Raw genomic sequence first — 23,997 nt, 5'->3', positions numbered from 1 at the left:
GCCGGTGTTTGGCAATATTGGCACCAACAAACGGCTGAACCGGTTTAGCTTGCGCGGCAAAACCAAGGTGCAAGGCCAATGGCAGTTGTATTGTCTGGTACATAATTTAGAGAAAGTAAGCCGGTACGGGAAGTTAGGGTAAAAAGCCAGGCGATAGCACTCAATAACACCAGCTAAAGCAGTTGTTTAAGTGAAATGGCATCCAATAAATCTTATCTTGAAATTCCTACCAAAAGCATGCAAAGTTCGTAACAAATAATAAACAGAATAGCCGGAGCGGAAATGCTGTGTTCTGAGCAGGTTTTTCTACAGGCTCGTTACACTGATAATGGATTATTTTAAAAACACCTCGATAACGGGTGCTGAAATGGGCCGGTTTGGTACCGCTAACCAGGCACCATATGGCGGTGACGATAACCGTTCATCACGGGGCTTTCCAGGCAACTTTATTGTAAACGGCGTGACCACAATCGATCCTGACTGTCCGGCAGATCGCGCATTCGGCCAGACTTGTGTATTTGACTACGGTCCATTTGGTTATGCGAATCCACCAGCAGAACGTATTGGGGCGATGCTACAAGCCAGCCAAAATTTTTCTGCAGATGTGCAGGGTTATATCGAACTTGCTGTGCAGCACAATACCTCTAAAGCAGCGGGTGCACCAACACCACTGGATGGCGACGCCGGTTTAACTGTTCCTGGCTCGCATCCAAATAACCCATTTGGTGTGGATATTGGTATTAACCACTTGCGGACGGTAGATGCCGGACCACGAGTTTGGGATATCGAATCTGACACGTTGAGAATGGTAGTAGGCTTGCGCGGTACTGTTAACAACTGGGATTGGGATGTTTCGGCACAAAAAGGTCGAAGCGAAGCGATGCAGACAGGCAGTAAGCAACAGGGGTGGGTACGCACGGATTTCCTGCAGGAGCAGATTAACCTGGGTAATTATAACCCGTTTGGCGGAGTATATAATTCGCCAGAGGTCATTGATGCCATTACCACATCACTGGTTCGCCGTGGCGAATCACATATTACTGCATACGACGCTAGCATAAGCGGAGAAGCATTTGCACTGGGTGATCAAATGGTATCGGTTGCAGCAGGTGTCGAATATCGCGAAGAAGACGCATTTGACCAGCCGGACGACCAGTTCCAGCGTGGTCTGATTTTTGGTACTGAATCGGTATCAGCGCAGGCAGCTCGTGATCAGTATGCAGCTTATGTAGAACTGCTTATTCCGGTTTCAGATGAACTTGAATTCACCGTGGCTGGCCGCTATGACGACTACAGTGATTTTGGCTCAACAACCAATCCTCAGTTAACTATGAAATGGCGGCCATTAGACAACTTCACTGTAAGAGCGTCCTTTGGTCAGGGTTTCAGGGCACCGTCTTTGGCACAAATAGGCCTTGGTCCATCGCAAGAGTCGGTTTTTTTTACTGACACCTATCGTTGTCCTACACCGGATGAGGCTAATCCGGCTTGTGCCTCTACTGATTACACTATAGTTTTTGTTGGTACGGAGGGGTTACAACCGGAAGAATCTGAAACGTTCAACGTAGGTGCGGTTTGGCAGATTACTGAAGATTTTGATATTACAGCAGACATTTGGAGTATTACACAGGACAACAAAATTGATAAAAATGATTATGAAAATGTCTATGACGCCGAATGTAATAATCAAAACAGCGCCATTTGCGTGCGTTTAGCGCCGTTGCCTGGCCAGACATTGGGTGAGTTATCCCGCTTATTTAACAGCTATATCAATATTAGTTCGCAGGAAGCAACAGGTCTGGATCTTTCTACATCTTACCGCTTAACCTTGCAGGATATGGGTATGGTTCGGTTTAACCTGGACTGGTCGTATATCAGTAAATTTGAGAAAAACGGTATTGATTATGCCGGTGAATATAACTATCCACAGCATCGTTGGTTGGCGTCAGCTGACTGGACTTATGGTAATTGGGGGGTCTTGACTAGCTTAAGTTACGTTGGTGAGTTTGAAGACTATGCGTCACCAAGTGACGTCGAGTCTACAACGACCCGCAGTGTAGATGCGCAAATGCTACTAGATATTCAGGCGCGCTATAATGTCAGCGAAAAAATGCAGCTGGTGTTGGGTATGAACAATGCACTTGATGAAGACCCACCGTTTGCAATTGGTGATGGCGATGCTGACTTATATGGTTATGCATCTAAAGTACACAATACACGTGGGCAGTACATTTACGGCAAGGTAACTTACCGCTTCTAAAGACTGAGCTACTAAAAACAGCGCCACAAGGCGCTGTTTTTTTATGTAGAACGATATTATTCAACAACCGGTTCTATATGAATCTCTACACGGCGGTTTTGGGTCCGGTTTGCGTCTGACGTGTTCGGTACTATGGGGTAATTTGGGCCATAGCCCTCAGTTTCTACCCGTATAGCCTGCACATTTTGTGCAATCAAATACTGTTTAACACTGTCAGCACGTTGTTGAGACAAGTTCATGTTGTATTGATAAGGGCCTGTATCATCGGTATGACCCGCAATCACTAGCATGGTTTTAGGGTAATCACGCAATACTTTAGCGATGTCATTAAACACGGGAAACAAACTGGATTTAATGTCAGAGCGGTTCACATCAAAGGTAAGTTGAGCAGGAATATCCAAGCGTAACTTATCTCCGTCACGTACCACTTTTACGCCGCTGCCGCTGAGCTCCTGGTTTAATGCCTTTTCTTGCTTATCCATGTAGCTACCTACGGCAGCACCGGCTAACGCGCCAACCGCAGCACCAATCACCAGGCGTTTATCTTTGTGGTTACCCGTGGCTTTACCAGCAACTGCGCCAACAACAGCACCTATAGCGGCGCCTTTTGACGTATTCGAGTACTCCGTTGACGCACACCCTGCGATAACCAGGCTAGCAGAAACGAGAGAAATAATTATTGAAGCGTTGCGCATAAGAAACTCCTGACAATATTTGTGTATAGCTTAGTTTATACACCTGAATTCGTGCTGAACTATAACCACTTTATCTGCTTGGCATTGTTGAGTTTTTGTTTATTTTGCCAACATTGTTCACTTCGGGAGATTTTTTGAGTATTGTAAGCACGTTTAGTTGCCGAACAGTAAGGCTGTGGCAGATATAAAGGATTGAATAATGACAAAAATATTGCGCTTGTGGCTTATATTAAGCAGTGTTTGCATACTGCAGCCGGCTGTCGCGGACGTTTATAAATGTACTGACGAGGCTGGTGAAGTTGTATTTCAAGGCGAACCTTGCCGGCAGGGTGAGGAAGTAAAATTGGATATTCGCTTTGCTGAGCAAACTGAGCAGGCTGTGGATAACCTTATTACCGGAAGTTGGTGCGAAATAGGTACATCTAGTGTGCTTGGTGGTACCGTTGAGCAGGACAACGCCTTACGAAAAACCTGGATTTTTAGTGAGCGCCAAATGGTGCAGCACGTTAGCCAGGACCAACGTATGGATACGTTTAAGTACCCCATTCGTCAAGAGCCGGGTTCTTTTGTTGTTGACCACCCGGCTTACGGTAGTGGCCAGGTTAGCTGGCAGGTAAAAAAGCTGACTGATGATCAACTCGTTATTGCAGCATATGGTGGTTTTACCCATTTATCAGTTGGCAATTGCGAAATGGCTATGGCCAGTGCAAAGAATTAAATAGACATATAGACGCCTAAACTTTAAGCTGCTTACAATACAGCGGTATTAAGGTGTTTCTATGTTGAATTCAGCTTGGCGGCGCATTGTCATTAAAGTAGGCAGTGCGCTAATCTCTCCTAATGCAAAAGGCTGCTCTACCCGTTATTTACTCGCTATAGCGCGGTTTATTAGTGAATGTCGTCAGCAGGGCTGTGAAGTTGTGCTGGTTTCCTCAGGCAGTGTTGCCGCAGGGCGCTCTGCTATCGCTTTTGCTCATCAGCCTTTACCCATTAATATCAAACAGGCAATGGCGGCCGTGGGGCAGACCGAGATGATGGCTACCTGGAGCCACCTGTTCGATTTTCGCTGCGCCCAAATTCTGCTAACACACGACGATCTGGCTGACCGCCGTCGCTACCTAAATATTGATAATACACTGCGCACCTTATTAGCCAACCAGGTATTACCCATTGTTAATGAGAACGATAGCGTTGCTACGGCTGAGCTTCGGGTTGGTGACAATGATAATTTGGCGGCAATGGTGGCAATAGCGGTGGGTGCAGATGCACTTATCATTTGCTCTGACATTGACGGGCTTTATACCGCAAACCCGCGTACAGTAGCAGATGCCCGTTTTGTCGCTCAGGTAGATCAGATCACGGCTGATATATACGCGATGGCCGGTGAAAGCCATCACACTATTGGCACCGGTGGTATGGTGACGAAAATTCAGGCCGCTGATAAGGCCACACGCCAAGGCGTCGATACACTCATTATTAATGGGCAAAGTGCTACTAGTTTTGATGCGCTGCTGCGCGGAGAAAAAGCAGGCACTTTATTTGTAAAACAGCAGGATAAACGAAGCGCCAAAAAGCACTGGTTGTTACACAGTTTAAAAAGCCAGGGCAGCATAATGTTAGATGGCGGTGCAGCACAGGCTTTGCAGTTTAAAGGCGCTTCACTGCTGGCTAAAGGTATTATTGCAGTGAATGGGCAGTTTGATAAAGGCGATGCAATTTGGCTATGTGATGCCGAAGGCAAACAATTGGCGAAAGGTATTTGCCAGTATAGCGCTACTGAGTTGCAACTGATTAAAGGCCTGCACAGCCTGCAAATTGTCGACACTCTGGGTTTTTGTCCCAGTGAAGAAGTGGTACATCGGGATGATATTGCTCTAACAGGCTAAGACAGGTGGCTAATGAAAATTGCGGTAATAGGTGGCGGTATCAATGGTTTGAGCAGTGCCTGGCAATTGGCGTTAGCCGGACACAAGGTCAGCTTGTTTGAGCGTGATAGCCTGATGCAGGCCACTAGTGCCGCTTCGTCTAAGCTACTGCATGGCGGGCTGCGCTATCTGGAGCAAGGCGAATTTCGTTTAGTGCGTGAAGCTTTGCAAGAACGACGCTGGTGGCTAAAAAAAGCACCGCAATTAACGCGGCGTTTACCCATTTTATATCCGCTGTATCACGATTCACGTCGCGCGCGTTGGCAGCTAAAAATAGGCCTCTGGCTTTACGATAGTTTCGCTGGCAGAAAAGGTATTGGCCGCCATCGTTGGTTAACTGCGCAGCAAGCTTTACGTTGCTCTCCAAACCTAAAAGCTGAGGGGCTACAGGGAGCCTACCTGTTTTTTGATGGCCAGATGGACGACCAAAAACTGGGCATGTGGATGGCTGAGCAATGCAGCAAAGCCGGCGTTCAGTTGTTTGAGCATAGTCCGGTAAAGCAGGTGGCTGCTGATGCCAAAGTCTTGCTACACAGCGGCTGGCAACAGTTTGACCGCGTAGTTAATGTTGCTGGCCCTTGGAGCCAGCAATTACTGCAGCATTCGGGCTTAATGCAACAACCGCTGGATTTAGTCCGTGGCAGCCATCTATTACTGCCACCTATAGGCCGTTACGGCCATATGCTCGAAGTGCCCGGTGAGGCGCGTATCGTGTTTGTGTTGCCTTATCAGGATAAAACCTTGCTGGGTACCACGGAAGTTCGACAGCACTTGGACGAAGCTATTCGCTGCTCAGCGGCAGAGCGCGACTATCTGCTGAATGTGTATAACCACTATTTTTTACCAACCTGCACCAAAGATAGCGTACTGGCTGATTTTGCCGGCGTGCGTCCCTTACTGAGCGGCTCTGCCAATGCCAGTAAAGCCAGTCGAGAATATCAACTTAACTGGCAAGGGCAGGTGCTAACGGTATCCGGCGGTAAATGGACCACAGCTCGCGCTCTGGGCAAACAAGTTACTGCACAGGTAGATCAATCTGTTTGATCACAACGTAATCGCAAGAATTTTCGACCGGCGTTGATAGTTATACAACTGTTTTTTCTGCGCCGGTAAGTCGTCCACTGTTAGCAGTTCAAAGCCCAACTCTAAAAACCAGTGAATGCTACGTGTAGTTAACGCAAACAACTTACTGTATTTGCGCTGGCGTGCTTGTTGGATCACGGCTTTGAGTAAGATGCTACCGCGGTCAGCATCACGGTAATCCGGGTGCACGGCTAAGCAGGCAAACTCACCGACATTATCGTCAGGGAACGGATACAGTGCAGCGCAACCTATCACCAAGCCATCACGTTCAATTAAGGTAAATTGGTTAATTTCCATTTCCAGCTGTTCGCGAGAACGCCGCACCAGTAAGCCTTGTTGTTCCAGCGGGCGGATTAAATCCAAAATACCACCGATGTCTGAAATAGTAGCGGCGCGCAGTTTTTCTGCTGATTCAGTTACAATTTGCGTACCTATACCATCACGGGAAAACAGCTCCTGCAGCAACGCACCGTCTTCGTCGTAACTGACTAAGTGGCAACGCGGCACGCCAGCGCGGCAAGCCGTAATTGAAGCGTGCAAAAATGCCAGAGTGCCAGGACACGCATTGGGTTGCTGCTCCATATCCAGCATAATTTTTTCTGCTGCATTGGGCATTAACTCTGCAGTAATTTCACCATCTTCACCAATAATGCCGCCTATTTCGCTAAAACCAATCATCTTGTCTGCTTTAAGCTTTACCGCGACCTGGGTGGCGATATCTTCTGCAGTTAAGTTAAAGCTTTCGCCGGTAACCGATGCCGCAATAGGCCCCATTAATACAATGCCGTTGTTGTCTAGCTGGCGACGTATGCCGGCAGCATCGATACGACGCACCCGGCCGCTATGATGGTAGTCGACACCTTCGTCCACGCCTAGCGGCTGTGCAATGACAAAGTTACCGCTAACCACGTTTATTTGTGCACCCTGCATCGGTGTATTGCTTAAACTCATCGACAAGCGCGCCGTGATATCCAATTGCAGTGCACCGGCTACCTGCTTAATGAGCTTGAAAGAGTCGTCATCTGTTACCCGCACTCTGTTGTGGTAGGTCGGCTCCAAACCAGCCTGTTGTAAAGCGGCATTAATTTGAGGGCGAGCGCCATACACCAACACTACTTTAATACCAAGGCTGTTAAGCAAGGCAACATCATTGATAATATGGCGAAAACCGCTTTGGCTAATCGCTTCGCCACCGAGCATCACCACAAATGTTTTACCGCGGTGTGCATTAACGTATGGAGCAGACTGACGAAAACCGGAGACAAGTTCAGTAGTGCGCACGGGCAGAAGGCTTCCTTATAATGAGAACATAATTATATAAGTCATAAAGATGGCAGCTGCATGACAAAATGCCAAGAAAGGCTGCAACAAAGCCTGTCATTTTAGGTGATTAGTGATTTTATATCCACTTTTAAGGCATATTTATTCTTAGCCTTGTGTGTTTAACACACTGTTGCGTTAGTTGCAGAGCTATTGTAAAACTGCAGATATATAGTTGGTCGCAAAATGTCAGGCGGAGGAAAGCATGCGCAAACGGCAGCATAATAATAATGATAAGAGTTTGCCCTGGTTCGGCCTGGCCTTTTTAAGTGTATTTATGCTGGCTGGTATCGCCGGTGGTGTAGCATTTTTCCGTGATGGTCAGCCCGGTGCCGGGCTGATGTTTATGGCAATGTTTTGCGGCATTTCGGCGTTGATGATGTTTTTACTGCTGTATGGCCATAAACAGGCCTTGGTAGAGCAGGCGATGCTGCAAGGCGAAGCGCCTCCAGAGGGCATCGCCAGTAATAGCAAGACCGGCTATCTGACCATGCTGGCGCTGGGTGCGCTATTTTTGGCTATCGGTGCTCCCATCAGTTACATGGCAATAACTGATGAGCTGCCAAAAGCTAATTACGCGGTATTGTTGGTGCTGGTGTTTCCACTAGCCGGTGCACTATTGATGTGGCAAGGCCGCAACAAGCTTAAACAGTGGCAAAAAATTGGCAAAACGCCGTTTTTTGCCGATCCTTTTCCCGGCAACGCGGGTGGTCAGGTGGGTGGCTATTTTACCTTGCAGCATGGCAGCTTTGAACAGTTGCCGCAGGCAAGATTGAGTTGCTTGCATGTTTATCAGAGCGGTAGTGGTAAAAACCGCACTACCCAGCGTGACTCATTGTGGTCAGCTGAATGCGAGGTGTCACGCACGGTAGATGGCAAGTTCTGGCTGGCATTAAACGTGCCCGGACATTTACCGACCAGTGGTGAAGATGCCAGATATTCCGGCCGCATTGAGTGGCAATTGAGCTGCAAAGGCGAACTTACTCTGAATAAAGAACCGCTGGAGTTTAGCCGGCAGTGGACCTTGCCGGTTACTGCCGGCAACAGGCGTTGCAGCTGGCAGCCCCACGCCAGCGAAGTGGCGCTGCAACAGCAAAGACGCACAGCGGAAGGGTTTAACAATGCGGCCCGTCAGATCCTGCAGCAGGTAGAGGGCAACACCTTGCATTTAACCAGTCAGCCAGGCCGGCATACAGGTACAGCGTCAACCTTAATCATAGTTGGTGCTATTTTTAGCGGGGCCGGGGTATTTCTTAGTTATAAAGCGTTAGAAGAAACCGCAATGCTATGGCTAATGGCGCTGATTTTTACCCCGTTAGGCTTACTGACGTTATTATTTGGTCTGTTTTGGCTGGGGCGCGGCTTGAAAGCCAGCGTATCACCGGGCCAGGTTTGGATGCAGCGCTCTATGTTTGGTATTCAGCTATATCAGCGTCAAGCGCAACTGACTACTGAGCAACAGCTAAGTATTAAGCAAACACTGTCATCAACAAGTGGGGAAGGCAAACGCACTGAATACTTCCGTTTACAAGCTGATATAGATGGTAAAACTCTGGTGCTAGCCGAGGGCATTACCGGTCGCGATGCCGCCGAGGCGTTAAAGCTGCAGGTAGCTGAAGCGCTTATCCGTTAATAACAGGCCGCGATTGCGGCCTGTTATTATTGCACAAGTTAAAGTGCTAGTAGCTACCAGCTACACAGCTGCGTCCAGCTGCTGTCGCTACCAGGCAGGCTTTGCGTCCACCAGTTGGCTTGGTAAAGCGCACTTTGGTAAATCAGCTTATCGCCGCTACCAGCATGGCTTGGGTTGCCTTGCCAGTCGGGTTGAGGCCAGTTGGGATAGGTGTTTATTGTGGTTAAGTCATAATCAGGGCAGTTGCCGTTATCGTTACCATCACCGCCGTTGTCAGCCGGGCGCAGGTCAAGGTTATAATAGTAACTGTTATCCCTTACATAGGCGCGGTTAGCGGCTAAATCGCTGCTAAAGGCGACATTATTGCTGCTTAACACCCCAATTTGCAGTAGGTTGCTGTATTGCGTGTTTATCTGCGTAGCCAGTTCAGTTGCCCATAGCGCATTAGCGATATTGGCAGCGGTGATTTGCCCGCTTTGGTCTATTAGCTCCTGCCCGTTGGCATCAAACAGCCTTAGTTGCGCATAGCCGCCGACTTCAGCGGGTGTTTGCAAGTTAACGTAGGCGCCTTTATCAAACCACACTGGCGGCGGGGTCTCATCGTTGCCATTGACCAGTTCAATGTCAGAGCAGTTGTAAAAGCCTTCTCCTACCACTTCAACCCGTTGCCAGCGGGTATACAGCACAGCTGGGCCGCTACGATCTGTTGGTAATGGTACCTGCAGCGTGTAGTAACCGGCATCAGCCGGCACATAGCTTTGCTGGTGAATAAGCTCTAGCTGGTTCCAACTTAAGGGAGCAGCGGTAGCATCATAGCCGGGCTTAGTTAAATAAATTTGCCAGAAACTGGGGTTATGCGGTGTGGTAGCGCGAAAGCGCAGTGTCAGCTCAGTTTGCTGCGCCAGATCTATTGTAGTGCGCTGCCACTCGGCTGACGGAATATCCATGCCGCTTTTATTACTGTCGCCAGCGGCGCACAGGCTACCGTCACTAACCACGTTTTGCACGGCGGCCATATTGCGATAATCGCCAACATTGGCAGAAAATTCATGGTGTTGGGTGAGCATGTAGCCGCCAGATTGCTGGTAAGCGGCGCGACATGCGGTATTAGGTATACCGCTGCCGTCGGCTGGCCACCAGTAGCCGCCGTCGTCTTTACATATTTGTTGACGAGCTTTAGGGTATTCAACATAGCCATGGCTGCTGGCTTGCAAACTGATAAATAGCAGGCTGGTTGAGAGTAATGCAGGTATTACATGTTTTACGTTCATATTTTGAACTCCTTTGCAGCCATGACGCTTCCCGGCTGCACTGTATTCGACATTGGTGAGTGGCGTGACCTTGGCAGGGCGGCGCAGAGTGTCTGAGTGCCCGCCCAAGCGGGTGCGAGTTGCTGCGACGAGCCTGAAAAGCGTTACCCTCTCACCGCATTACTCAAAACCCTTAGCCAAGGAAAAGCGGCGAGCTTTCAGCCCAACCGCTTTGGTTATTAAGCGCTATAAATTACAAATAAAACTCCAGCTGCCATCATTGCCGGGCACCGAGTTAGTCCACCAATTGGCTTTATACACGCCACCCTGATACGACAGATGGTCGCCGCCGCTGGCATGGCTGGGGTTACCGGCCCAGTCGGTTTGCGGCCACTGCGGGTAAGGGTAAATAGGTGCTGTGATGCCACCACAGCTGTCACCGCTACCATCACCTCCATCGCCACCGTCTCCTGCAGCAATATCAACCACCGGCAACTGCGGATATTCTTCAGCAAAAGCGTACTCGTTGCCGTTAGCTGTTAACACCCAGTTCGATGGCATGGGCATGGGTAGCTGATAATTCAGTGTGACCGTTACACTTTCGCCGCTGGCTACCGTTAAATATGTCGGCAGGGTAAAAGCCACACGATGCAGGTTATTCTCAAGGCCGCCGATATTATTACCAGTGGCGTTTCGGCCACTTTCTATTACCGTTAAACCAAAGCCACTTTGATCGCTGATGGTGTCCGGTATCGCTGTTGGTACATCAAAGCTTACGCTGCTGCCGCCCGGTATAGTGCTGTCACTGTAGTTAGTCAGGGTAAGTTTGGGGTTGATGGGGAAGTTCTGATCGCCCAGCTTAAAGTCGCTGACACTCAGGCGAATATCTGCGGCTTGCGCAGGCATTACCCGTTCTGCTTTTACGGCGCCATAAGGGCTAGCGGTATTAAAGCTGTTGTAAAACTGTGTGGTGAGGGTATTACCAATAAAGTACTCACCTTTAGCAGCATCCCAGCCGTAGTCGCCAGCCAGCTCCCAAAACATCACACCGCCAATGCCGTTATCAATTACATATTGGGCTTTGGCGGCGATGCTTTGTTCGGTTTCTACCGATAAAAACACCTGTTTCTGCGCATTCCACAACCAGGGGGCTACCGCCGTGGCATCATAATGGCGGCTGTAGCTGCCAGTAAGTTGATGCTCCGGGTTAGTTGGGTCTAAATCATACAGGCTGAAGTAGCTGGCGCTGATGCCTTCGGCCAGATTCATGGTGTGCCAAAGCGGGTTAGAGCCCGCCGGCATTTCATTGCCCATGGTATTTTTGTCATGCCACAGGTTGTCGATGCCAACAGCGCCGTTACCGCATTTACTTACCGTGCTGCCACCGGTGCCGGGTGGGCACTGGCTTTGGTTGGGTAAAGCTGCACTGCCCCAGAGGCCAAAGTTACCGCCTTGCACATCCTTCCAACCGCGGCTGTAGTAAGGAATACCAATATTGATACGGCCGGCCGGCATGGTGCCGCGGAAATAGCGGTACGCCCAGTCGGTATTCAGATAACCAATATTTTGGTATTGCGCGGTATTGTAGTAATTCCACGCCGCCAGCTCAGCATCTTCACCGGTATCGAACAGCGCGGCGTTATGGCCGACAAACTGGTTCCAGGCACCGTGCAGGTCGTAGCTCATAATATTAACGTAATCCAGGTATTGGGTAACCTGAAACGCTTCCATACCACGTAGCAAATAGCCGGATGACGGCGAGGCGATAGTCAGCAGATAATGCTTACCGTCTGCCGCGCCGGCAGTGTCCAGCTTCTGTCGCAACACCTTCATCAGCTCGATATACGAGCGCATCAAACCGCCGCGTAGGCTGTTGGCCAGGGCAAAGTCGTCCGGATTACCGGCGTCATTCATGCTGGTGGGGTATTCGTAATCTATATCGACACCATCAAAGCCGTATTGGCGGATAAAGGCTACGGCAGAGTCGGCAAACGTATTAATACCTTGCTGGTTAATGCTTAGGTCGCTGTTGGTGGTCATACTATAAAAGCCACCACTGGCAACACGTTCGCCGTTGCTGTCAAAGTAACCGCCAGTTTCGGCCCAGCCCCCAACTGAGATCAGCGTTTTTACATGCGGATGTTGCTGTTTATATTTTTGCAGCAGGTTGAAGTGACCTTTATACGGCAGGTTCGGGTCAAGCTCGGCGCCGGCAATGCCTGGCCACGCCATACCGGTAGAGGCGTTGTTAGGGTCTGTTGCGTCGCCCACCGACACCTGATTAGCGCCGTTCACATGGGCAAAGGCATAGTTAATATGAGTAATTTTGTCCCAAGGAATATCTGAGGCTAAATACGCCGGCTGGCCATTTTTGCCATGGCGCCAACTGGTGAAGTAACCAATAATGCGCCGTGGATGATCCGGGCTGATAATTTCACGGCCATCAGCATCATATACTGTGCAATAAGGCACATTAACGCCTGGGGTTTGATACAGGCCATCAGGCCGGCAACTGCTGTCGCCCGGTACGCCCGGGTCTGGTTCCGGATCTGGGTCTGGCTCAGGTTCTGGGTCAGGTTCTGGATCTGGATCAGGTTCAGGGTCTGGCTCAGCACCATCACAGGCACCCAGCAAGCTCCATTCCTGGTAGGGCGCAGAGTGGCAAAGCGGGTCGTTACCCTGGGTCCACCAGTTAGCTTTAAATGCCTGCTGTTGCTGTTGCACCTCAGTTCCGCCGCCATAAGCGGCATCGCTTTGCCATACTGGCAGCGCCGTGCAATCAACGGCGTGGGCAGAAAATGCCGCTGTGCTGGCCAGTGCCAGCAGCGACAGGGTTGTTGTAAGTTTCATCATTAACTCCTGCAAAATGCCGAGTCAGGTTGCTTCGGGTCGAATCGGCTTACTCACACCAACACGCCGTAAATACATCCATGTAGGCTCGTTTCCGCCCATCCGGGGCTGCAACGGTTGGTTTAAAGCAAGCCGGTTCTCGCTATACTTCGCTGCGACAACCAGTCGGCAATATCAGTTATTGCTGCGGATGGCCTAAGCCTTCGTGCATCGCATTTAAAATATGGCCATTGTCGGCATCAATTTCCCAGGCGAAAATACCCCCCAGTTGATGCTGAAGTATGTATGCGCCTTTTTCACGCACCGAACGCTTGGTATCAATACTAATCAACGTATTGGTCGTCGGGTTCCAGACATAACTGGCTTTGGCGGTATCATCCCAGCCCACAGTAAAGCCGTTAACGCCGCTGGCATCGGGCCCGCCCATAAAATCGGCTTCGATTTTTTTGTAGTCCATAATGCCGCGCTCCCAACCGCCGGTAATGCCATCGCCACCAGTGCCGGTGAACGGATTGCCCCCGGTGGTATCCGACACATTCTGCCAGCCGCGACCATACATAGCGGCACCTAAGGCAATTTTCCCCGCTGGAACGCTACGGTTTAGCAGGTACTGCACTGCTTCATCGGCGCTAAAGCCAACAATGGGTGAGTTCGGTGATGGATATAGTCCGGTTTGATGGCCTAGTACGCCGTTCCAGGCGCCATAGTAGTCGTAGGTCATCAGGTTGATGTAATCCATATGTGGTGCGGCATCTTCCCAGTCCACCACACTGAGTTTCTCCACACCGCCAGACATTGCCGCCGCTAATTCATATTCGCGACCGGTTTCTACCTCAAGTGCATCCAATGCTGCGCGCAGTTCCTGCATTAAGGTGGCGAAACCGGCACCATCCTGTGCACTGCCAAGCTCTGGTGTTGCGCCGCCGCCACCTGGGAATTCCCAGTCGATATCAATGCCGTCAAAGAAGTCGTAGGTGCGGATAAAATCGATAATCGAATCAATAAACACCGCTCGTGCTGCTGGGTCTACGCCCACCTGATACAACGGATCAGATAAGGTCCAGCCGCCAACAGAAGGTAGAATTTTGATATGCGGGTGCGCTTGTTTAAGCCGGTACAGTTCAGCAAAAATACCGCGGATTGGTTGATCCCACACATCACCTGGGTAGCCTTTTTCCAGTGCTGCAAATTTATCATGCACTACCACAGAATAGTCTGGTTTGCCGGCACATTGGCTGTTAAGCGCAGCATACCCTTGCGGATTAGCGGCTTGTAATGACGGGTTGTCGCCACATAGCGGGATAAAACCATAATAAATGTGGGTGAGGTTTTTTGCTGGAATATCGGCAGCATTAAAGGCGCGGCCATAAACACCCCATTCAACAAAATAAGCACCGACTTTTTTACCGGTAGTGTTGTTATAAGCCACGTTATTTTGCTTTAACGGATGTGGCCAGGCGGTCATATCCAGATCAGTCCAGGGATCGAAGCTGCCGTCACCACCACCATTATCGCCGCCACCGGAACCTGACACCACATTAACGGTTTTTACGTCGCTGTCGGTGCACAGCAGTGCATCGCTGCTTTGTTGGCACAGGCTGATAACAAAGTCATAACTGCCAGTGCTGGTGAAATTGACACTATGGCTGCCACTTTGTGCTGCCGGACTGGCGCTGCTAAGGCTGGCGCTATGCACTACGGTACCGTTTTGCTTTAGCTGCCACAGATTGCCATTGTTGCCCCACCACATATTCCAAGCCAGGTTTAAGCTGACACTAGCGCCGGTTAGCGTAACGCTATTTTCACTCCAGCCAAATGCTGGCTTGGCCGGTGCAGTTGGGTCAATTGGGCCAGGGTCTACTGGATCTGGGTCAACCGGATCAGGGTCGATTGGATCCGGGTCTATAGGGTCAGGATCAACCGGGTCAGTGCCAGCATTACCGCTTACATTAATAGTTGTTATGCCACTTTGTGCACATTCCTCAGTCGCACCATTCACCTGACACAACGTGACTTGCAGCTGATAACTGCCAGGTTGGGTGATTAGTAAGCTAGTGCTACCGTTTTGCGCATTCTGGCCGTTGATACTAAGGCTACCATCAAAGACAGCGCTGTCATTTTTGGCTAAATACCACTTGTTTCCATTGGTACCCCACCACATATCCCAGCGAACAGGTACCTGCACACTACCGTTTTGCAGGGTGTAGTCTGTTGCCATCCAACTGATAACCGGGGCATTAGGTGTCGCGGCCTGAATACTGGCGGCGAGCAGCAGTAGTGAAATACCACCACAGCCTTTAACTGCATGTTTAAACATAACTTCCTCCAATGGTGTTGCTTATGTAGTTATTTTTTTATTGGGGTTGCACTGCACTTTACTGCAGTCGAACAACGCTTTGAATTGCACATTTTATTTATTTCCCGCCCGACAATATTGCTCCATGCTGTTTGAAAAATGAGCAATGCTGAATATGACAAAAATGACAGCGTTGTCAAAAAATCAACAAGATTTTTTTATGATATTTATTTGATTGAAGTGTAAATAGTTGAAATTAAGAGAAATCTTTTTACAAAGAGATGACGATATTTTTACAGATGATCGGGCCAAAATAAGTGTTATAGGGAAAGGTGTTAACAATGCGCAAGGGAATGCAATACCGCCTTACGCATTGTTAAGTATCAGTCGACAATAATATGCGGTAAAAAACGCGAGCTGTCTTTGGTAATAGGGCTGTTATCTTCACGAATGCAGATACCGGCTGCACTGTCACCCACGACCCAACTGCCAATTAGCGTATAGTTGTCGTCAAACTGCGGCAAAGAAGCTAATGCCTGACGGATATAACCGCTGTCGTTGTAGGGACCATCTTGTTTTAACACCTTACCGCTACTATCAACCAACTCAATATTGGCGCCTTCGCGTGAGAAAAGTGGTTTGCGAACCCAACCACTTTGTAATGCACTGCCATCGTCAAAAAAAGCGGGTAAAAGGTTAGGGTGTCCCTGATATTTTTGCCACAGCAAAGGCAATATGCCTTTGTTGGATAACAGGCATTTCCACAACGGTTCAATAAATTGGGTTTGGCTGGTGAGTAGGGTGCTGGAAAACTCTTCCTGCAACATAAATTCCCACGGGTACAATTTAAATAAACCGTGAATTGGAAAACCGTCTAAATCAACCAGCTGGCCATCAATATCGCCTAATTGTTCAAGCTGCAGATAGCGGCAATTAACCCCGGCTTGCAGTGCGATATCCATTAGGTAATCAACGGTGCCTTTGTCTTCTATGCTTTCAGTGACGCTGGCAAAGTAGAATGGTTGTGGCAGGCTAAGCTCGCTGAAAGCTTGCTGCAACTTATCCTGTAGTGAGTTGAACTGGTCGGCGCCCTGTGGCAGCTCGCCTCGCATTAATTGGTCTTCTAACCAAACCCACTGAAAAAAGCCGGTTTCATATAAGGAGGTAGGTGTATCGTAATTTAGCTCTAGCAGCTTGGCAGGGCCAGTGCCGTTATAGCTGAAATCCATCCTGCCATAAAGGTGGGGTTGTTGGCTGTGCCAGCTTTGGCGCACCGTATCCCAAAAACGTTGAGGTATAGCCAGTTGTTGCAGCTTCTGCTCATCGTTGACAATATCATCGACTAAATCCAGCGCCATCTGATGCAACTCTTCGGTTGGAGCTTCCAGATCGTGTTCTATTTGAGACAGAGTAAACTGATAGTAGGCGGTTTCATCCCAGTAAGGCTCACCGTCAAAGGTATGAAAGTTAAAGCCGACGCTTTCGGCAAAGGCTTTCCAGCCGGGTCTGGGGTTACTGTTAATCCGCTTCATATTAGGTTATCCACCATAACTGCTGCTACTGCGTTTCGCCGCTTGGGCACCAAAGCCACCCCGGCGCGCCATGGCGGCAGGCTTTGGTTGAACTGCAGACGGGCGAATACTGGTAGCGCCAGGTTGAGAGGCTACCGCTGTGTTGGTAGCGGTACGAAATGTACTGCGATCATCACGGGATTTATATAGCGGTTGGTTGGCAACAGGGCTGCGGCTGGCATTAGCCGTTTGTTGCTGTGGCGCGCTGGCCATGCCACCGCGGTTTAGCATTTGTCCCGCCATAAAGCCCATCATCATCGGCATAAAAAAACCACTGCTCTGTTGGCTTTGTTGCTGTGGCTGCTCGTTAACACTGGCTGACGACGTATTATTTGCCGTAAGCACTGGCGCGGTTTCACATTGGCCGAGACCAAAGTCTGTTTCGCATTCCTGCTTGTTGGCGTAACGCGGGGCAACTTGCGGGTGCAGCGCCTTAGCCTCTGCAAAGGCCGCTTGGCATTCTGCCGGCGGATTATAGTAAGCCGCGCATTCGTCAGGCGTGTTAAATACCTGAACGTCTACAGGTTTCTCGCCACAGCCGGCCAACACCATACTTGCAGCAGGCACCATCATAATTAAACGGGCGGTTTTACTACGTTTAAATTGCTTACTCATGTGGTACTCCTTAATAGCTCATGCAGGCGGCGTTTAGCATACCGACCGAAATTGAACAGGCTGCAGAGAAGATGCCCGCTGCCAGCTCACCTTGAGTAATACGCTGAGGTAGCTGTTTTAGTGCTGCACTTGTTAGCAGAAAAGTCAGTACCTGCACGACTAAAGCGATTGCGCCCCAAATCGCACAATCTAACAACGACATGGAGTGGGTTATCGCACTGGAGAGTGGCCAGGCGAAGCCGATTAATGCACCACCAAATGCTAACGCTGCTGCTGAATTATTGGCACGAATTAAACCAAACTCGTCATGTGGTGTTACCCAGGTATATAGCCGGACAAAAACCAGTAATAACACAACTGCCAGCACAAAGTAGGCAGCAAATGCAGGCAATCCGGTAAGAGATGTTAAGGCAGTGTCTAGCATGGTAATTCCTATAATTAACTATTCGCTGGTGATCCTGCGCAAAATCGCTGCGTAGTTCAAGTTATATCGGTTTGCTTTTATCGGTTATTTGTCGCAGCCGGTGGCCGAATTACCCCTTAATAGCTTTACAGCAATAATCTTGCTCCTACACTGGGCAATGTTAAAACCATGAACACACAGAAATAACAAATACATATAACAAATAGAAATAATAACCAGGAATAACACATGAAGAAACTCACCACAGTGGCGCTAAGTATAGCGCTGGCATTGGGTTTGGCGTCTTGCTCAAACAGTACGGCTACCAAGGACAGCACCGTTGTGCAGCAGCAATCATCAGGCTTAAGTTCAGGTATTGAACTGGCTAATATGGACACCACCGTGGTGCCTCAGCAAGATTTTTTCCGTTATGTAAATGGTAGCTGGCTCGACAAAACTGAGATCCCAGCCGATAAAGCCCGCTGGGGAAGTTTTGATGAATTGCGCGAAAATGCAGAACAACAGGTTTTGGCTATTGTGCAGCAACTGGCGGATGAGCAACATAGCGCTGGCTCAGATGAACAAAAAATTGCTGACTTATATCAGTCATTTCTCGATGAAGAGCGTGCTGAAGTGTTGGGGTTAAACCCACTACGTGGCGAGCTAGCCAGCATCGAAAATATTAAAACACATGCAGATTTAACCGAATTGTGGGGCAGTTGGCAGCGCTATCGTGTTGGTACACCAGTGGTGGTGTATGTTGGTCAGGATCAAAAGCAATCAACCCAATACATCACCGGCGCTTCACAAAGTGGTCTTGGTTTACCAGACCGTGATTACTATTTAAAAGACGATCCGCGCTCCGTAGAGCTGCTGAATAAATATCAAGCGTTTATTGCCACCTTGTGGACGCTTGCAGGTATGGAAAATGCTCAACAAGCTGCGGCAAATATTGTCGCATTAGAAAAGCAAATTGCCACTAATCATTGGTCACGCATAGAAAACCGTAATCGTAATGCAACCTACAATAAGCTAACGGTGACAGAGCTAACTGCCCTGGCTCCAGGCTTTGACTGGCACGCTTTTTTAACCGCCGCTGGCCTTGGGGACGTTAGTGAGCTGGTGGTTCGCCAACCCAGTTATTTTACGGCGTTTGCCAAGCTACAAGCAGAAACGCCAGTGGCGCAATGGCAGCAGTATTTAACATTTCACTTGCTGCGCAGCAATGCCAATAACCTGAGTAAGGCGTTTGTCGACGCCAGCTTTGATTTTTACGGTGCGACCTTAAACGGGCTAAAAGAACAACGTTCACGCGAAAAACGAGCGGTTAGTTTGGTTGATACCAATCTTGGTTTTATGGTGGGTAAAAAGTATGTAGAGCAATACTTTAAGCCAGAAGCGAAAGCGCGTATGGATAAGATGATTGAAAACCTGCGTGTGGCGTTTCGCCAGTCTATCGATGAGCTGGAGTGGATGAGCCCGGTAACTAAAAAGCAGGCACAAATTAAGTTAGCTAAGTTTAATACTAAAATTGGCTATCCCGATAAGTGGCGCGATTACAGCTGTGTTGAAATTAATGCCGCCGATTTAATAGGTAACCTGCGCCGCAGTGCAGAGTGTGAATACCAGCGAACTATTGGTCGGCTAGGTCAGCCGGTTGATCGAAGTGACTGGGGCATGACACCGCAAACAGTAAATGCCTATTACAGTTCTACCATGAACGAAATTGTGTTCCCGGCTGCAATTTTGCAACCGCCGTTTTTTAACGTTGATGCCGATGATGCAGTTAATTACGGTGCTATTGGTGGCGTTATTGGCCACGAGTTTACGCACGGATTTGACGATCAGGGCCGCCGGTCTGACGGTGATGGAAACTTACGCGACTGGTGGACAGAGCAAGATGCCGCACAGTTTCAGCAACGAGCTCAGTTAATGGTTGATCAATATAGTGCGTTTAATCCCATCGACGATCTGCATTTACAAGGAGCACTGGGGCTGGGTGAAAACATTGCTGACTTAGGCGGCTTAACGGTGTCGTATAAGGCGTACCAAAACTCACTTAATGGCGAAAGTGGCCTCAATATTGACGGCTTTACCCCAGAGCAGCGCTTCTTTAAAGGTTGGGCGAAAGTATGGCGAATTAAATTCCGTGACGAAGCATTGCGTCAACAAATGATTACCGGACCACACTCTCCGGGTATGTACCGAGTGCTGGGTACCTTATCTAACATGCCGCAGTTTTATCAGGCGTATGACGTTAAACCTGGCGATGGTATGTATCGCGATGAAAAAGTGCGGGTAAAAATCTGGTAAAGCGGGCTGTACATATCTATTAAGAGCAGAAAAGGGCAGTTATTACTGCCCTTTAATCGTTTTTGGTTACAGGTTAGAAGTTGTAACGTAAGCCCAAACCAAGTTGTGTCGTATTTTCATCCAGCACCTTGCCATACGTGGCGTCAGCAGTTAATGCTAAATTAGTGCCCAGGTGATACTGCGCGCCTACACCAATACCATACTGGCTCTTATTATCCAGTTGAGACATATTAAGATATTCATAAAATACCTTGGCCGAAACTTCCAGCTGCTCGCTGATATTTGAGCGTAATAGGGTTTCCAATTTTACTGAGTTTTCAGTGCTGTTGCCGCTGTATGACTCCGACAAAATTTGTTGGTCATCAATAAAAGCTGAAACCGTTGTTTTAGCCGAAATACGATAACTACCCAAATAAGCTGCCACGCTGATATTGCTAACGTCACTTACTGGTATGATATAACCCGCCCCTAAATAATAACGATCTAACGTCAGTTCAGTTGTTTCGTTAAATCGCTCGTTATCAAAACTTTCACTTTCAGATTCGTCGCTACTAAAGCGATCCCACTTTGCACCGATAAACCAGTTCTCGCTAAATTGCCAAGCGGTTTTTACGCCAAAACCTGTTTCTGAGAAACTGTCTTCACCTGATTGTGAAATGCGTTCAACTGATCCTTCAACATATTGATAACTAGGCGTATTCTCTGCATATACAGCACCACAAGCCAGCAAAGTTGATAGAAGTGCGACATTTTTAAATAACATACAAGGTCCTTTTTTATTTAACAGCAAAATGCGGTCCGCTTTATCACATGATTGCTTATTTTTGGCAATAATTTTGTTTTAAAGCTTACATTCGAAACAATAAGCTATACCAAGTAAACATTTTGTCTATTTGATGTGCGACCAGCATACTAATTGTCTGTAAATGAATTAGTAATGAATAAGCGTGAATGTAAGATAATTTCTAATTTATCGAGTGAAAGGTTCGTTTTTGCCGCAGTATAATGCCGTGATTTGACGACAAAAAGGGCAGCTGAAACGCTGCCCTTTACATCACTCAGTGATGATCAGTGGCGTGCTTGTCTTATCGCATCAATCAATTGTTTTACTGACGTGTCGGCTAAAATTTCATCTATATTTTTTACCAGTTTTCGCTGCCAGTTTGGGTACTCAGTGCTGGTGCCCGGAATATTTACCGGTGTTTCCATTAACAATAAGTCTTCCAATTGGAAAGCCAGTAATTTTGCCGGTTGCTGCGCAGCAAATAAGTGGCTTTTATGGATCAGGCTGGCAAAATCGCCCTCAGTCAACTGTAAACGTTGACTCATCAACTGTTTTTCATCTGCACGCAATTGATGCAGGCTATCGGCTACCTGAGCATTGGGAAATAAATCCAGCTGATGGCGCAGGGCTAAGTCATGTTGTTGCCAGTAGCCTACCAGTGTTGGCATGTCATGTGTCGTCACGGTAGCCAGGGCTAATTCCGGGTAGGTTTGCGCGGCATGATCATAACTACCGGCTTTTTGCTCTAACATAAATACCCGGTATGACAACACCTGATACTGTGCCATTAAATGACTAATTTCTACCGGTACCGTGCCTAAGTCTTCACCAATCACAACACAGCTATTGCGCTGACTTTCCAACGCTAAAATGGCAAACAAATCTGCTGCTGGAAAGCGAATGTAAGCGCCCGCTGTGGCATCAGTGCCAATAGGGCAGCACCATAAGCGCAACAATGCCATAACGTGGTCGAGCCTCAAAGCGCCGGCATAACGCATATTGGCCTGAATAAGGTCAATAAAGGGTTTGTAAGCCTTTTGTCGCAAGGTTCTTGGGTTATAAGCCAGCAATCCCCAGTTTTGGCCTTTAGGCGCCATAATGTCAGCGGGCGCGCCGACACTCAGGTTCATTAGAAAGTCTTCTGGTGCACCCCAGCTTTCAGCACTGCTTCGACTGGCGCCAACGGCGACATCACAATACAAACCAATCGCCATACCATGTTTCTGACATGCACGTTTCACATCAGCCAGTTGTTGCTGCGCTTGCCATTGCAGATACAGTAGGCGGTCGATGGCATCTTGATGCTGGTGTGCAAAGTCGGCAACAGCCTGACTGCTTGGGTCACGAAGCTCAGTAGGGAAGTTCTGCCACGCCGCCATGCTCCAGTCTTGTTCAAACAGCTGACCCTGTAACACCTGATGAATAGCAAGCTGGCGTAAACTATCGCCGCTATCCTGGACAAAGCGTTGAAATTGTTTGGCCCTTACCGTGTCTTGCTGTAAGTGCTGTTGTTTAAACTGCTGAAAGAGTAACACCGATATCTGTTTTTTTAATGCTGCGACTGAAACGTAGTCAACATCGCTGCAACTTCGGGCCTGCTGCAAGCGTTGCTGAAAATCAGCAGAGTCAAATAGCCGCTGCGCCTCAAGACAAAAGGAGTATTCTTCTGTCATTTCCAGCGCAACATATTCAGTATTAAGCCACAATCTGCTGTTGGGGCTGTAAGGGCTGCAGTCTTGCGGTAGTTCTGGATAAAGTGCATGTAGTGGGTTAAGGCCAATAAAATCAACACCCTGTACGGCAAGTGTTGCGACCATCTGCTGTAAATCTGCAAAGTCGCCAATACCCCAATTTCGTGCCGATTTTACCGCATACAGTTGAATGGCCGGACCAAAGGTTTTGTGCAGTACGGCTTTATCGTGCAGCTGAAAGCAGCGCTGTGGTGTAACAATAAGCTGCTGTTGGTAAGTGTGTACACCACTACTAAACTCAAGTTGGTGGTAACCCAGCTCCAGGCTGACATCGATGCTCAGGTTTGCTGCCAGTACAACACCTTGACGGGTTTGCTGCTTGGCAGCAATATCACTGGCATTGACACTGATCTTACCGCTAAATACCTGCAAATCTTCTGTGGTAATTTGCCATTGCCAGTCGCTAACAGCGGCATGTTGTAACTGTTGTAACCGCACCTGCACAGGTTGGCCATACTCGCAGACGGTTACTGGCGGAATAACCTCCAACCAGGGCTGCTCTGTCAATTGGTCTATCTGTTGTTGAATCGTTTGATCAGAGGATAAGTCAAAGCCCATTGCCAGCAATATGGCTTGCTGTTTGTCCAGGTCAATCACTTCAGTGTGGCCTTGGGCATGCACATAGCTGTCTTGCAGACCCGCTAAAGCAGCGAGTTGCTTAATTAATTCCATAATTCACCTGTAACTGCGCATGGTGCGCCTTATTGTGTTGTGACCAGTTAACGGCTGCTTGTTTGTGCTGACGAAAAACACCCGGTGAACAGCCTTGCCAGCACTTAAATGCTTTTTGAAAACTGCTTTGCTCTTCAAACCCGAGTTGATAAGCAATTTGTTGCAGGCTGAGATCGCTATTAGCCAGATAGTGCAAAGCGGCTTGATGGCGGCAATGTGCCAGCAAATCACGAAACCGGGTTTGCTGCTGTTGCAACAAGCGTTGCAGTGTACGGTTACTAATGTGTAATGCTGTAGCAACCATATCCAGCGACGGTTGCTTAGGCAGTTGTTGACGAATATGTTGACGCACTTCCCGCAGTAATTGTGCAGACGAAGATGCTGCGCTGTTGCTGTTCACTGTCGCTCCTATGGCGATGAAACGGTCGCCCGCCAAAAGGTTTTTTAACCTGTGCAGCGAAGCCGTTTAAGCATAAATCAACGTTGTATTCTTATTAAACCTGCTGCATACGTATGCAACTAAAATAGTTGCCCTAGTGCTTAAATTTACAGCAACCCCGCACGGTAAACGGGGTT

The 23,997-nt window shown here is 48.6% G+C and carries 18 protein-coding genes; 7 read left to right on the top strand and 11 right to left on the bottom strand.

Annotated features, from left to right (window positions below):
• Together H595_RS24685 and H595_RS21805 are read left to right on the top strand one after the other, a co-directional pair.
• The coding region (locus H595_RS24685) for a transposase (RefSeq protein WP_037053987.1) at window positions 1–142 on the top strand (142 nt) is incomplete at its 5' end.
• A 186-nt stretch (window positions 143–328) separates the two neighbouring features.
• Window positions 329–2,260, top strand: coding sequence for a TonB-dependent receptor domain-containing protein (locus tag H595_RS21805; RefSeq protein ID WP_240474843.1), 1,932 nt, complete (start codon window positions 329–331; stop codon window positions 2,258–2,260).
• A gap of 56 nt (window positions 2,261–2,316) precedes the next feature.
• Here H595_RS21805 and H595_RS0107245 read toward each other — a convergent pair whose 3' ends face one another.
• Entirely contained in the window at window positions 2,317–2,955 is a 639-nt protein-coding gene (locus H595_RS0107245) for a YiaD family glycine zipper/OmpA-like lipoprotein (protein WP_027670615.1), read from the bottom strand.
• Window positions 2,956–3,154: 199 nt separating this feature from the next.
• On the opposite strand from H595_RS0107245, the gene H595_RS0107240 reads away from it, so the two are divergent.
• From H595_RS0107240 to H595_RS0107230, 3 genes are all read left to right on the top strand, one after another.
• The gene (locus tag H595_RS0107240) at window positions 3,155–3,673 is read left to right on the top strand and encodes a DUF4124 domain-containing protein (protein WP_027670614.1); all 519 of its coding nucleotides are present in this window, start codon (window positions 3,155–3,157) and stop codon (window positions 3,671–3,673) included.
• A 61-nt stretch (window positions 3,674–3,734) separates the two neighbouring features.
• A complete protein-coding gene (proB, locus tag H595_RS0107235; protein ID WP_027670613.1) occupies window positions 3,735–4,841 on the top strand; it encodes a glutamate 5-kinase in 1,107 nt (368 codons plus the stop codon).
• A gap of 12 nt (window positions 4,842–4,853) precedes the next feature.
• Window positions 4,854–5,924, top strand: a complete 1,071-nt coding sequence (locus tag H595_RS0107230; protein WP_027670612.1) for a glycerol-3-phosphate dehydrogenase/oxidase — start codon at window positions 4,854–4,856, stop codon at window positions 5,922–5,924.
• Here the strand turns inward: H595_RS0107230 and argA are convergent, their stop codons facing one another.
• Window positions 5,925–7,244: an amino-acid N-acetyltransferase gene (gene argA, locus H595_RS0107225; RefSeq protein WP_027670611.1), complete on the bottom strand. Its 1,320-nt coding sequence runs from the start codon at window positions 7,242–7,244 to the stop codon at window positions 5,925–5,927.
• Window positions 7,245–7,488: 244 nt separating this feature from the next.
• Here argA and H595_RS0107220 point away from each other — a divergent pair, with 244 nt between their 5' ends.
• Window positions 7,489–8,916: a hypothetical protein gene (locus H595_RS0107220; protein WP_027670610.1), complete on the top strand. Its 1,428-nt coding sequence runs from the start codon at window positions 7,489–7,491 to the stop codon at window positions 8,914–8,916.
• Between the two features lie 53 nt (window positions 8,917–8,969).
• Here H595_RS0107220 and H595_RS0107215 read toward each other — a convergent pair whose 3' ends face one another.
• The 6 genes from H595_RS0107215 to H595_RS0107190 all read right to left on the bottom strand — a co-directional run bounded on the left by H595_RS0107215 (window position 8,970) and on the right by H595_RS0107190 (window position 17,922).
• Window positions 8,970–10,187 carry a lytic polysaccharide monooxygenase gene (locus H595_RS0107215; protein ID WP_027670609.1) on the bottom strand — a complete coding sequence of 406 codons (1,218 nt, stop codon included), beginning with the start codon at window positions 10,185–10,187 and terminating at the stop codon, window positions 8,970–8,972.
• A 225-nt stretch (window positions 10,188–10,412) separates the two neighbouring features.
• Entirely contained in the window at window positions 10,413–13,016 is a 2,604-nt protein-coding gene (locus H595_RS0107210) for a glycosyl hydrolase family 18 protein (protein ID WP_037053984.1), read from the bottom strand.
• 178 nt (window positions 13,017–13,194) lie between these two features.
• A complete protein-coding gene (locus H595_RS0107205; protein WP_027670607.1) occupies window positions 13,195–15,333 on the bottom strand; it encodes a glycosyl hydrolase family 18 protein in 2,139 nt (712 codons plus the stop codon).
• 362 nt (window positions 15,334–15,695) lie between these two features.
• On the bottom strand, window positions 15,696–16,844 hold the full coding sequence (locus H595_RS0107200; RefSeq protein ID WP_027670606.1) for a glutathionylspermidine synthase family protein: 1,149 nt from the start codon (window positions 16,842–16,844) through the stop codon (window positions 15,696–15,698).
• A 6-nt stretch (window positions 16,845–16,850) separates the two neighbouring features.
• A complete protein-coding gene (locus tag H595_RS0107195; RefSeq protein ID WP_027670605.1) occupies window positions 16,851–17,498 on the bottom strand; it encodes a DUF1190 domain-containing protein in 648 nt (215 codons plus the stop codon).
• 10 nt (window positions 17,499–17,508) lie between these two features.
• Entirely contained in the window at window positions 17,509–17,922 is a 414-nt protein-coding gene (locus H595_RS0107190; protein WP_027670604.1) for a DUF350 domain-containing protein, read from the bottom strand.
• Between the two features lie 228 nt (window positions 17,923–18,150).
• Between H595_RS0107190 and H595_RS0107185 the strand changes: the two genes are divergently transcribed.
• Window positions 18,151–20,214: a M13 family metallopeptidase gene (locus H595_RS0107185; RefSeq protein ID WP_027670603.1), complete on the top strand. Its 2,064-nt coding sequence runs from the start codon at window positions 18,151–18,153 to the stop codon at window positions 20,212–20,214.
• Between the two features lie 73 nt (window positions 20,215–20,287).
• Here H595_RS0107185 and H595_RS0107180 read toward each other — a convergent pair whose 3' ends face one another.
• From H595_RS0107180 to H595_RS0107170, 3 genes are all read right to left on the bottom strand, one after another.
• Entirely contained in the window at window positions 20,288–20,977 is a 690-nt protein-coding gene (locus H595_RS0107180; protein ID WP_027670602.1) for an outer membrane beta-barrel protein, read from the bottom strand.
• A 305-nt stretch (window positions 20,978–21,282) separates the two neighbouring features.
• Window positions 21,283–23,421 carry a 4-alpha-glucanotransferase gene (gene malQ / locus H595_RS0107175; protein WP_027670601.1) on the bottom strand — a complete coding sequence of 713 codons (2,139 nt, stop codon included), beginning with the start codon at window positions 23,419–23,421 and terminating at the stop codon, window positions 21,283–21,285.
• Window positions 23,408–23,821, bottom strand: coding sequence for a helix-turn-helix domain-containing protein (locus H595_RS0107170; protein WP_240474842.1), 414 nt, complete (start codon window positions 23,819–23,821; stop codon window positions 23,408–23,410). Before H595_RS0107170 ends, malQ begins: the two co-directional genes overlap by 14 nt.
• Between the last annotated feature and the right edge of the window lie 176 nt (window positions 23,822–23,997).

Source organism: Rheinheimera baltica DSM 14885 (assembly GCF_000425345.1).
GTDB lineage: Bacteria > Pseudomonadota > Gammaproteobacteria > Enterobacterales > Alteromonadaceae > Alishewanella > Alishewanella baltica.
Note: the sequence above shows the minus strand (reverse complement) of the source record. Positions and strands in the feature narration are given on the sequence as shown.

Bases quoted from the DNA above. Each gene is read 5' to 3' on its own strand.
- H595_RS21805 (WP_240474843.1), top strand. From the start codon at position 329: ATGGATTATTTTAAAAACACCTCGATAACGGGTGCTGAAATGGGCCGG.
- H595_RS0107245 (WP_027670615.1), bottom strand. From the start codon at position 2,955: ATGCGCAACGCTTCAATAATTATTTCTCTCGTTTCTGCTAGCCTGGTT.
- H595_RS0107240 (WP_027670614.1), top strand. From the start codon at position 3,155: ATGACAAAAATATTGCGCTTGTGGCTTATATTAAGCAGTGTTTGCATA.
- proB (WP_027670613.1), top strand. From the start codon at position 3,735: ATGTTGAATTCAGCTTGGCGGCGCATTGTCATTAAAGTAGGCAGTGCG.
- H595_RS0107230 (WP_027670612.1), top strand. From the start codon at position 4,854: ATGAAAATTGCGGTAATAGGTGGCGGTATCAATGGTTTGAGCAGTGCC.
- H595_RS0107220 (WP_027670610.1), top strand. From the start codon at position 7,489: ATGCGCAAACGGCAGCATAATAATAATGATAAGAGTTTGCCCTGGTTC.
- H595_RS0107215 (WP_027670609.1), bottom strand. From the start codon at position 10,187: ATGAACGTAAAACATGTAATACCTGCATTACTCTCAACCAGCCTGCTA.
- H595_RS0107210 (WP_037053984.1), bottom strand. From the start codon at position 13,016: ATGAAACTTACAACAACCCTGTCGCTGCTGGCACTGGCCAGCACAGCG.
- H595_RS0107205 (WP_027670607.1), bottom strand. From the start codon at position 15,333: ATGTTTAAACATGCAGTTAAAGGCTGTGGTGGTATTTCACTACTGCTG.
- H595_RS0107200 (WP_027670606.1), bottom strand. From the start codon at position 16,844: ATGAAGCGGATTAACAGTAACCCCAGACCCGGCTGGAAAGCCTTTGCC.
- H595_RS0107195 (WP_027670605.1), bottom strand. From the start codon at position 17,498: ATGAGTAAGCAATTTAAACGTAGTAAAACCGCCCGTTTAATTATGATG.
- H595_RS0107190 (WP_027670604.1), bottom strand. From the start codon at position 17,922: ATGCTAGACACTGCCTTAACATCTCTTACCGGATTGCCTGCATTTGCT.
- H595_RS0107185 (WP_027670603.1), top strand. From the start codon at position 18,151: ATGAAGAAACTCACCACAGTGGCGCTAAGTATAGCGCTGGCATTGGGT.
- H595_RS0107180 (WP_027670602.1), bottom strand. From the start codon at position 20,977: ATGTTATTTAAAAATGTCGCACTTCTATCAACTTTGCTGGCTTGTGGT.
- malQ (WP_027670601.1), bottom strand. From the start codon at position 23,421: ATGGAATTAATTAAGCAACTCGCTGCTTTAGCGGGTCTGCAAGACAGC.